This window comes from Catellatospora sp. KI3 (genome assembly GCF_029948125.1).
Classification (GTDB): domain Bacteria; phylum Actinomycetota; class Actinomycetes; order Mycobacteriales; family Micromonosporaceae; genus Catellatospora.
Map to the genome: position 1 here is coordinate 42554 of NZ_JASAMB010000035.1, position 8532 is coordinate 51085.

6 protein-coding genes are annotated in these 8532 nt (G+C 73.9%); 3 read left to right on the top strand and 3 right to left on the bottom strand.

Annotated features, from left to right (window positions below):
• Window positions 1-87: 87 nt before the first annotated feature.
• A complete protein-coding gene (locus tag QEZ54_RS33905) occupies window positions 88-2484 on the bottom strand; it encodes a Tex family protein (protein ID WP_281308862.1) in 2397 nt (798 codons plus the stop codon).
• Window positions 2485-2518: 34 nt separating this feature from the next.
• Window positions 2519-3706 carry an MFS transporter gene (locus QEZ54_RS33910; protein WP_281308863.1) on the bottom strand — a complete coding sequence of 396 codons (1188 nt, stop codon included), beginning with the start codon at window positions 3704-3706 and terminating at the stop codon, window positions 2519-2521.
• 190 nt (window positions 3707-3896) lie between these two features.
• On the opposite strand from QEZ54_RS33910, the gene QEZ54_RS33915 reads away from it, so the two are divergent.
• Entirely contained in the window at window positions 3897-5384 is a 1488-nt protein-coding gene (locus QEZ54_RS33915) for a multicopper oxidase domain-containing protein (RefSeq protein ID WP_281308864.1), read from the top strand.
• Here the strand turns inward: QEZ54_RS33915 and QEZ54_RS33920 are convergent.
• Entirely contained in the window at window positions 5376-6464 is a 1089-nt protein-coding gene (locus tag QEZ54_RS33920; protein ID WP_281308865.1) for a winged helix DNA-binding domain-containing protein, read from the bottom strand. The two genes, QEZ54_RS33915 and QEZ54_RS33920, sit on opposite strands and share 9 nt — an antisense overlap.
• 65 nt (window positions 6465-6529) lie before the next feature.
• On the opposite strand from QEZ54_RS33920, the gene QEZ54_RS33925 reads away from it, so the two are divergent.
• Both QEZ54_RS33925 and QEZ54_RS33930 read left to right on the top strand, forming a co-directional pair.
• Window positions 6530-7687: an amidase family protein gene (locus QEZ54_RS33925; protein ID WP_281308866.1), complete on the top strand. Its 1158-nt coding sequence runs from the start codon at window positions 6530-6532 to the stop codon at window positions 7685-7687.
• Between the two features lie 2 nt (window positions 7688-7689).
• On the top strand, window positions 7690-8424 hold the full coding sequence (locus QEZ54_RS33930) for an EcsC family protein (protein WP_281308867.1): 735 nt from the start codon (window positions 7690-7692) through the stop codon (window positions 8422-8424).
• Window positions 8425-8532: the final 108 nt, after the last annotated feature.

Genomic DNA, 8532 nt, shown 5'->3' on the forward strand with positions numbered 1-8532 from the left:
GAAGATCGTTCAAGGCGCCGGGCAATCGGGGGTATCAGGGGTCAAGATACGCCCGACTGCCCGGCAACTCAGATGGTCTTGAACCGGTCAGCGGAGCTTGTCGAGGCCGGCGCGGCGGAGGGCGTCGGCCATGGCGTTGTTGGCGATCGGCTCGCTGCGCTGCTGGCGGGGCTGGCCGCCGCCGCGCTGGCCGCCCCGGTCGCCGCCGCGCTGACCACCGCCGCCACCGCCGCGCTGACCGCCGCCGCCACCGTCGCCGCCGCGCTGGCCGCCGGGGCGGTTGCCGCCGCCGGACGGGGTCGCCTCGTCGTCCAGGCGCAGGGTCAGCGAGATGCGCTTGCGCGGGATGTCCACGTCCAGCACCTTCACCTTGACCACGTCACCGGACTTGACCACGTCGCGCGGGTCCTTGACGAACGTGTGCGACAGCGCCGACACGTGCACCAGGCCGTCCTGGTGCACGCCGATGTCGACGAACGCGCCGAAGGCGGCCACGTTGGTGACGACGCCTTCGAGCAGCATGCCGGGCTGCAGGTCGCCGATCTTCTCGACGCCGTCCTTGAACGAGGCGGTCTTGAAGGCGGGTCGCGGGTCGCGGCCGGGCTTCTCCAGCTCCTTGATGATGTCGGTGACGGTCGGCAGGCCGAAGACGTCGTCGGCGTACTCGGCGGGCTTGAGGGTGCGCAGCAGCGAGCCGTTGCCGATCAGCCTGGCCATCTCGACGTCGTTGCTCTTGAGGATGCGCTGCACCACCGGGTACGCCTCGGGGTGCACGCTGGAGGCGTCGAGCGGGTTGTCGCCGTTGGGGATGCGCAGGAAGCCCGCGCACTGCTCGAACGCCTTGGGGCCCAGCCGGGCCACGTCCTTGAGCGCGGTACGGGACCGGAACGGCCCGTTGGCGTCGCGGTGCAGCACGATGTTCTCGGCCAGGCCGGTGCTGATGCCGGAGACCCGGGCCAGCAGCGGCGCGGAGGCGGTGTTCACGTCGACGCCGACGCCGTTCACGCAATCCTCGACGACGGCGTCCAGCGAGCGGGACAGCTTCACCTCGGACAGGTCGTGCTGGTACTGGCCGACGCCGATCGACTTCGGGTCGATCTTCACCAGCTCGGCGAGCGGGTCCTGCAGGCGGCGCGCGATGGAGACGGCGCCCCGGATGGAGACGTCGAGGCTGGGCAGCTCCTGCGAGGCGTACGCGGAGGCGGAGTAGACCGAGGCGCCCGCCTCCGACACCACGATCTTGGTGAGGTTCAGGTGCGGCGCGAGCTTGATCAGGTCGGTGGCGAGCTTGTCGGTCTCGCGGGAGGCGGTGCCGTTGCCGATCGCGATCAGCTCGACCTTGTGCTCGGCGGCGAGCTTGGCCAGGGTGGCCAGCGAGGCCTCCCAGCGGTTGTGCGGCACGTGCGGGTAGATCGTGTCGTACGCGACGACCTTGCCGGTCGAGTCGACGACGGCGACCTTGACGCCGGTGCGGAAGCCGGGGTCCAGGCCCATCGTGGCGCGGGTGCCGGCGGGGGCGGCCAGCAGCAGGTCGCGCAGGTTCATCGCGAAGACCCGCACCGCCTCCTCCTCGGCGGCCTGCCAGAGCCGGGTGCGCAGGTCCAGGCCCAGGTGGACCAGGATGCGGGTGCGCCAGGCCCAGCGAACGGTGTCGTTGAGCCACTTGTCGGCCGGGCGGCCGCGGTCGCTGATGCCGAACTTGGCGGCGATGCGCTGCTCGAAGATGCTCGGCCCGGCCGGGGCGCCCTCGGCGGCCGGCTCGTCGGGCTCGGTGACGAGGTCGAGGACCTCCTCCTTCTCACCCCGGAACATGGCCAGGATGCGGTGCGAGGGCAGCTTGGCGTACGGCTCGGAGAAGTCGAAGTAGTCGGAGAACTTCGCCCCGTCCTCGGTCTTGCCGTCGCGCACCTTCGATACCAGGCGGCCCCGGGTCCACATCTGCTCGCGCAGCGCGCCGATCAGGTCGGCGTCCTCACCGAAGCGCTCGACCAGGATCGAGCGGGCGCCCTCCAGCGCGGCGGCGACGTCGGCCACGCCCTTGTCGGCGTCGACGTACCCGGCGGCGGTGGCCTGGGGGTCCTGCGACGGGTCGCCGATCAGCGTGTCGGCCAGCGGCTCCAGCCCGGCCTCGCGGGCGATCATGGCCTTGGTGCGGCGCTTGGGCTTGTACGGCAGGTAGATGTCCTCCAGCCGCGCCTTCGAGTCCGCCCCCATGATCAGTGCTTCGAGGGCGTCGTCGAGCTTGCCCTGGGAACGGATCGACTCCAGGATCGTGCCCCGCCGCTCCTCCAGTTCGCGCAGGTAGCGCAGCCGCTCCTCGAGCGTGCGCAGCTGTGCGTCGTCCAGTGCCCCGGTCACCTCCTTGCGGTAACGCGCGACGAACGGGACCGTCGCTCCGCCGTCGAGCAGCTCGACCGCCGCGGTGACCTGGTTCTGCCGTACGCCGAGCTCTTCGGCGATGCGCTGTGCAATGGACGTCGTCACGTCGCCATTCTGCCCGCCCCTGACCTGGAAAGGGTCACAGGGGCACCGTGGCGGGGAAGCCGTTGCGCCGGCCGTACGCGACGCCGAGCAGCCCGATGCCGGTGAGCACCGCCGCGACCAGCGGCAATGCGCCGACGCCGGAGGTGGTGAGCACGGCGCCGCCGGCTAGGGCGCCGCCGCCGATGCCGAGGTTGAACGCCGAGGCGTTCAGGGCCGAGGCGGTGTCGGTGGCCCCGGGCGGGGCGGCCCGCAGGGTGGCCGCCTGTACGCCGATGGCCAGCGAGTTCAGCGCCATGCCGGCCAGGCAGGCGCCGACCACGGCCACGGCGGGTGAGCGGTGGCCGACGGCGAGCAGCCCCAGCGCGCCGGTGAGCAGGGTGATGCCGCCGAGCATGCCGACCCGGGGCCGCTTGTCGATGAGCAGCCCGGCCAGGAACAGCCCGACCGCCCCGGCGAGGCCGTAGCCGAGCAGGGTTGGGCTGACGGCCGCCTCGCTCAGGCCCGCGTGCTGCAGGAACGGCGAGATGTAGGTGAAGAAGCTGAAGAAGCCGAGCATGGTGACGGCGGTGGTGAGCACGACGACGGTGACCGCCGGGGTGCGCAGCACCTGCAGCAGGCTCAGGTCGTCGGCGGTGTCGGCGCCGGGCAGGTCGGGCAGGATGCGCCAGCCGATCAGCACCAGCAGCAGCGACACCCCGGCCAGTACGACGAACGCGCTGCGCCAGCCGATCGCGACGCCCAGGGCGGTGCCCGCCGGGACGCCGAGCAGGATCGCCATGGTGCCGCCGGTGAACACGACGGTCATGGCGCGGCCGAGGCGGGCCGGGTCGACCATGCGGGCGATGTAGCCGGCGAGCATCGCCCAGAACAGGCCGTGGGTGAGGCCGCCCATGAGGCGGGCCGCGGCGGCCACGGGGTAGACGGTGGCCGCGGCCATGAGCACGTTGCTGGCGGCGTACCCGGCCAGGGCGCCGATGAACAGGGTGCGGCGGCGGACGCGGGCGGTGGCCCGGCCGAGCGGCGCGGCGAACAGGGCGACCATCAGGGCGTACCCGGTGACGAGGATGCCGACGCGGGCCTCGGAGGAGTGCAGGTCGCGGCTCATCGAGCTGAGCAGGCCCGTGGGCAGCATCTCGGTGGTCACCGAGAGGAAGGTCGAGGCCGTGAACAGCGTCAGTGCTGCCACGGGCCAGGGGGTACGGGTCGATGCGCCGGTGCTCACCCCACGACGGTAAGCGCTCTCTCAGCCAACCTCACCTTACCTGTCCGGGTGAACTCGGACACAGGCCATGAGCCCGGCTCAGGGTTCCCCTGGCTTCTGCCCTGGTATCGGCGTCGATCCCTCGACGCGGGCCGGACCCCTGCGCCACCCTCTGCCTCGACATGCGGACGCGGAGGGGTTGGAGGTCAGGGTGCGGCTCAGGCGGGTGCTCGTGGTGCTGCTGGCGGCGGTGCTGGTGCTGTGCGGGCTGTGCGCGGGCGCGGGCGTGTGGGTGTGGAGCGGCGCGGTGCTGTCCACCGCCGACGAGGTCGACTTCGTCCGGCCGCTGGCGGTGCCGCCGCTGGCGCCGTCGCGCCTGGACGCGCAGGGCAGGCGGGTGTTCGAGCTGACCGCGCGGGCGGGCACGCACGACTTCGGGCACGGGCAGACCCCGACCTGGGGGTACGGCGGGTCGTACCTCGGCCCGACGCTGCGGGCGGCCCGGGGCGAGCAGGTCGTCGTCGACGTCGCCAACACCCTCGGCGAGGCGACGACGCTGCACTGGCACGGCATGCACCTGCCGGCGGCGATGGACGGCGGGCCGTACCAGGGCATCGAACCCGGCACGACCTGGTCGCCGACCTGGCGGATCGACCAGCCCGCCGCGACGCTGTGGTACCACCCGCACCCGCACGGCCGCACCGCCCAGCACGTGTACCGGGGCCTCGCCGGAATGTTCCTGGTCGACGACCCGGCCACCGACGTCGCGGCGCTGCCGCACGAGTACGGCGTCGACGACTTCCCGGTGATCGTCCAGGACAAGAAGTTCGACGGCGACGGCGGGCTCGACGACGCGGAGTCGTTCCTGAGCGGCACCGGGCTGCTCGGCGACACGGTCGCGGTGAACGGGACGGTCGGCCCGTACCTGGAAGTGAGCACGCGGCGGGTGCGGCTGCGGCTGCTCAACGCGTCGAACGCGCGCTCCTACGACTTCGGGTTCACCGACGGGCGTACGTTCGCGCTGGTCGGCAGCGACGGCGGGCTGCTGCCGCAGCGGGTGGACCTGGCGCGGGTCATGCTGTCGCCGGGGGAGCGGGCCGAGATCGTGGTGACCGTGGCGCCGGGCGAGCGGGCGGTGCTGCGCAGCTACCCGCAGGCGCTGGGCACGTCGCTGGTCGACCGGTTCACCGGCGGCGCCGACACCCTGGACATCCTGCAGCTGCGGGTGTCCGGTGACGCGGCCGCGCGGCCGGAGGTGCCGCAGCGGCTGGTGGACGTGCCCCGGCTCGATCCGGCGGGGGCGGCGCAGCGGCGGACGTTCAAGCTCGGCGAGCGGTCGATCAACGGCAAGGGCATGGCGGCGACCCGGGTGGACGCCGCGCCGGTGCTGGGGACGACCGAGGTGTGGCAGGTGGTGAACAACGACGGGACGCCGCACAACTTCCATGTGCACGACGTGCAGTTCCAGGTGGCGAGCGTGGGCGGGCAGGCGCCGCCGCCGTGGCTGGCCGGGTGGAAGGACACGGTGTACCTGCCGCCGAACCGGCCGTACGAGCTGGTCATGCGGTTCACCGACTACGCCGACCCGAACACGGCGTACATGTTCCACTGCCACCTGCTGTCCCACGAGGACTCCGGCATGATGGGCCAGTTCGTGGTGCTTCCTCCAGCCACCACCCCCGGGGCGGGGTCAGGGTAGGTGGACGGTGTGGGTGGTGGCGGGGGCGGCGAAGGTGAGCAGGGCCGCCGCCTCGGCGGCCAGTTCGTCGCGGATCGCGGGTGACACCGGCTGGAACAGGTCGACGGTCACCGAGGCGGTGTCGCGGGTGCGGGCCAGGCGCCACATGCCGGCGACGAAGCCGTCGACCAGCACCGTGGCCCGGATGATGCCGTTGGCGGTGAACACCCGGGCCCGGTACGGCTCCGACAGGATCCGGCTGCGGTCGGCGTACGACAGCAGCATGTTGTCGAACTCGCCCAGCAGCCGCACCGGCGCGGGCGTGCCGGCGTCGGGGCGGGGCGCGTCGGGCAGGTCGTACAGCGTCGTGCCGGACTCGTCGGTGAAGGTGACCAGGCGGGGCCGCAGCCGGTCGAAGACCTCGCCCAGCCGGGTCAGCCCCGACCAGGTCTGCGCGTCGCGGACGCTCGCCGGGCCGTACGCGGCCAGGTAGCGCAGCACCGCCCCGTCCACCGACGCCTGCGGCAGCGCACTGCCCAGCCACGTCTCGGCCGAGGTGTGCGCGGCCTGGCCGCTGGTGTTCCACAGCCCGCGCGGAGGCACCTGCACCAGCGGGACGAGGGTGCGCACCACCGGTGCGAGCGCGGCGGCGTCACGGTCGGGCCAGCGGGCGGTCAGCCGCTCGCCCAGCTCGGCGTAGGTCAGCGGCGCCTGCTCGACCAGCTCGCGGCCGTACGCGGCGACGGCGTCGAGGTCGAGCCCGGCCAGCCGCCTGCCGTAGGTGTTGCGCAGGCCGCGGTCGAGCGCCGGCTGCACGACCGGCCGCAGCAGCAGGCAGTCGGCGGCGGTGACCAGGTGGATCGTCGAGCGCATCAGGGCGATGCGGACCACCCGCCGCTCGGTGACCAGCTGGGACAGCTGCTCGGGGGCGAACCCGGCCAGCCGCGCCCACAGCCCGACGTACGGCGGGTTCGGGGCCTGGGCCTGCATCCCGGCCAGCCGCTCGAGCGCCTGCTCGGCGGGCAGGTCCGCGCGGGCCAGCAGCAGCTGCCGGGCGAGCAGGGCGCGGTTGAGGGCGGCCCGGGACAGGGTGTCGGTCATGGCCGCCACGCTACGTCGCGGGCGCGTCTTCCTACCGCCCCCGTGTTCGTGGTAGGAGTGTGCCGGTGACCGACGTGATTGCCGCGCCCTATGTGCCCTGGTTGCCGACCATGCCGTACCGGCCTGAGGCCGACGGGCCGCTGAGCGGGGTCCGGCTGGCCGTCAAGGATCTGTTCGATGTGGACGGGCTGCCCACGGGTGCGGGCAACCCGACGTGGCTGGCGACGCACGATCCGGCGACGCGGGACGCGGCCGCGGTGGCGGCGCTGCTGTCGGCCGGGGCCCGGCTGGCGGGCAAGACCCACACCGACGAGATGGCGTACAGCCTGTTCGGCACGAACGCGCACTACGGGTCGCCGGAGAACCCGGCCGCGCCGGGGCACCTGACCGGCGGCTCGTCCAACGGCACCGCGGCGGCGGTCGCCTCCGGCAGCGCCGAGCTGGGGCTGGGCACCGACACCGGCGGCTCGGTGCGCATCCCGGCCGGCTGGTGCGGCCTGTACGGGCTGCGCCCCAGCCACGCCCGGGTCAGCCGGGACGGGGTGGTCGCGCTGTGCGGCTCGTTCGACGCGCCGGGGCTGCTCACGGCCGATCTCGGGCTGCTGCGTACCGCGGCCGGGGTGCTGCTGTCCGGCGGCGCCGACACCACGCCGGTGCGCGGGCTGCTGGCCCCGCCGGACCTGTGGGAGCTGGCCGGGCCGCAGGTCCGGGCGGCGCTGGCCCCGGCCGTGGCGCGGCTGCGGGCGGTGCTGCCGGTCGAGGACAAGCCGCTGTTCGACGCGGGCGCGCCGGACTACCGGTTCGGCTACGCGGTCCGCACCGGCTGGGAGTTCTGGCAGGAGCACGGCGAGTGGGTACGGGCGGAGAACCCCGTCTTCGGCTCCGGCATCACCGAGCGGGTGCGCGCCGCGTCGGGCCGTACCGCCGAGGAGCTGGCCGCGGCCGACCGGGAGATCACCGCGGTACGCGACACGATGGCACGGGTTTTGGACGGGGCCGTTCTGGTCATACCGACGGCACCGCAGCCCGCGCCGCTGCGGGGCGCCGACACCGATCCGCTGCGCGCGCCCATCCTCGGGCTGACCGGCATCTCCAGCGTCGCCGGGCTGCCCGCGCTGAGCGTGCCCGGCGCCCGCGTCGACGGCCTGCCGGTCGGGTTGTGCCTGGTCGGCGCCCCCGGCACCGACGAGTCCCTGCTCGAACTCGCGGAGGTGCTGCGTTGACCATGCCTACCCCCAACCCCGCCCCCACCGATCTCGTGGTGGACGAGTCGCCCCCGGCCGGGCTGTGGCAGACGATGCGCGACGACCCGCAGTACGCCCCCGAGCACCTGGCCCTGGCCGCCGTCCGCAGGATCGGACCGCAGGCCGCGCAGTGGGCCGCCCTGATGCGCCGGCGCCACCCGAACATGCACACCGACGGCCTGGCGCAGCTGGCGGTGCAGAAGTTCCGCTGGCACGGCCGCCTGTCCGGGGCGGCCACCGGCGCCATCGGCCTGCCCGGGGCGGTGTTCGACCTGGCCGGGCTGGCCTGGACGCAGAGCCGCCTGGTGCTGCACCTGGCCGCCGTGTACGGCGTCGACCCGACCCTGCCCGAGCGCGCCACCGACCTGCTGGTGCTGCAGCGGGTGCACAAGGCCGCCGAGGGCGCCCGGATCGCGCTCGGGGTGGCCGCCGGGCGGGAGCGGGTCGGCTCGGCCATCGCCCGGGCCGCCGGGACCTCCACCGCGCGGGCGCTGACCCGGCTGAGCTGGCGGCTGGCCCAGATGGCCGGGGTGCGGGCGGTCCGCAAGCTCGCCGCCAAGGCGATCCCGTTCGCCTCGATCGTGCTCGGGGCCTGGGCGAACTCGTCGGCCGTCAACGACGTGGCCCGGCGCGCGATCGCCCAGTACCGGCCGCCGGAGCCGGCCGCCGTCCCGCTGCCCCGGTCACCCTCGACCGAGCACGCGGGCGGCCGCTGAGCCGGGTCGGCTAACATCGCGTCTCGGCGACGTGAATCCGGTTCGGTACGGCCGGGAAGGGTGCGCCGAGACGCGCGAAGGAGCAGGTGCATGGCTGTCGACGTGGTC

Excerpts from the sequence above, each read along its gene's own strand:
- QEZ54_RS33930 (WP_281308867.1), top strand. The coding sequence starts at position 7,690 with ATGCCTACCCCCAACCCCGCCCCCACCGATCTCGTGGTGGACGAGTCG.
- QEZ54_RS33920 (WP_281308865.1), bottom strand. The coding sequence starts at position 6,464 with ATGACCGACACCCTGTCCCGGGCCGCCCTCAACCGCGCCCTGCTCGCC.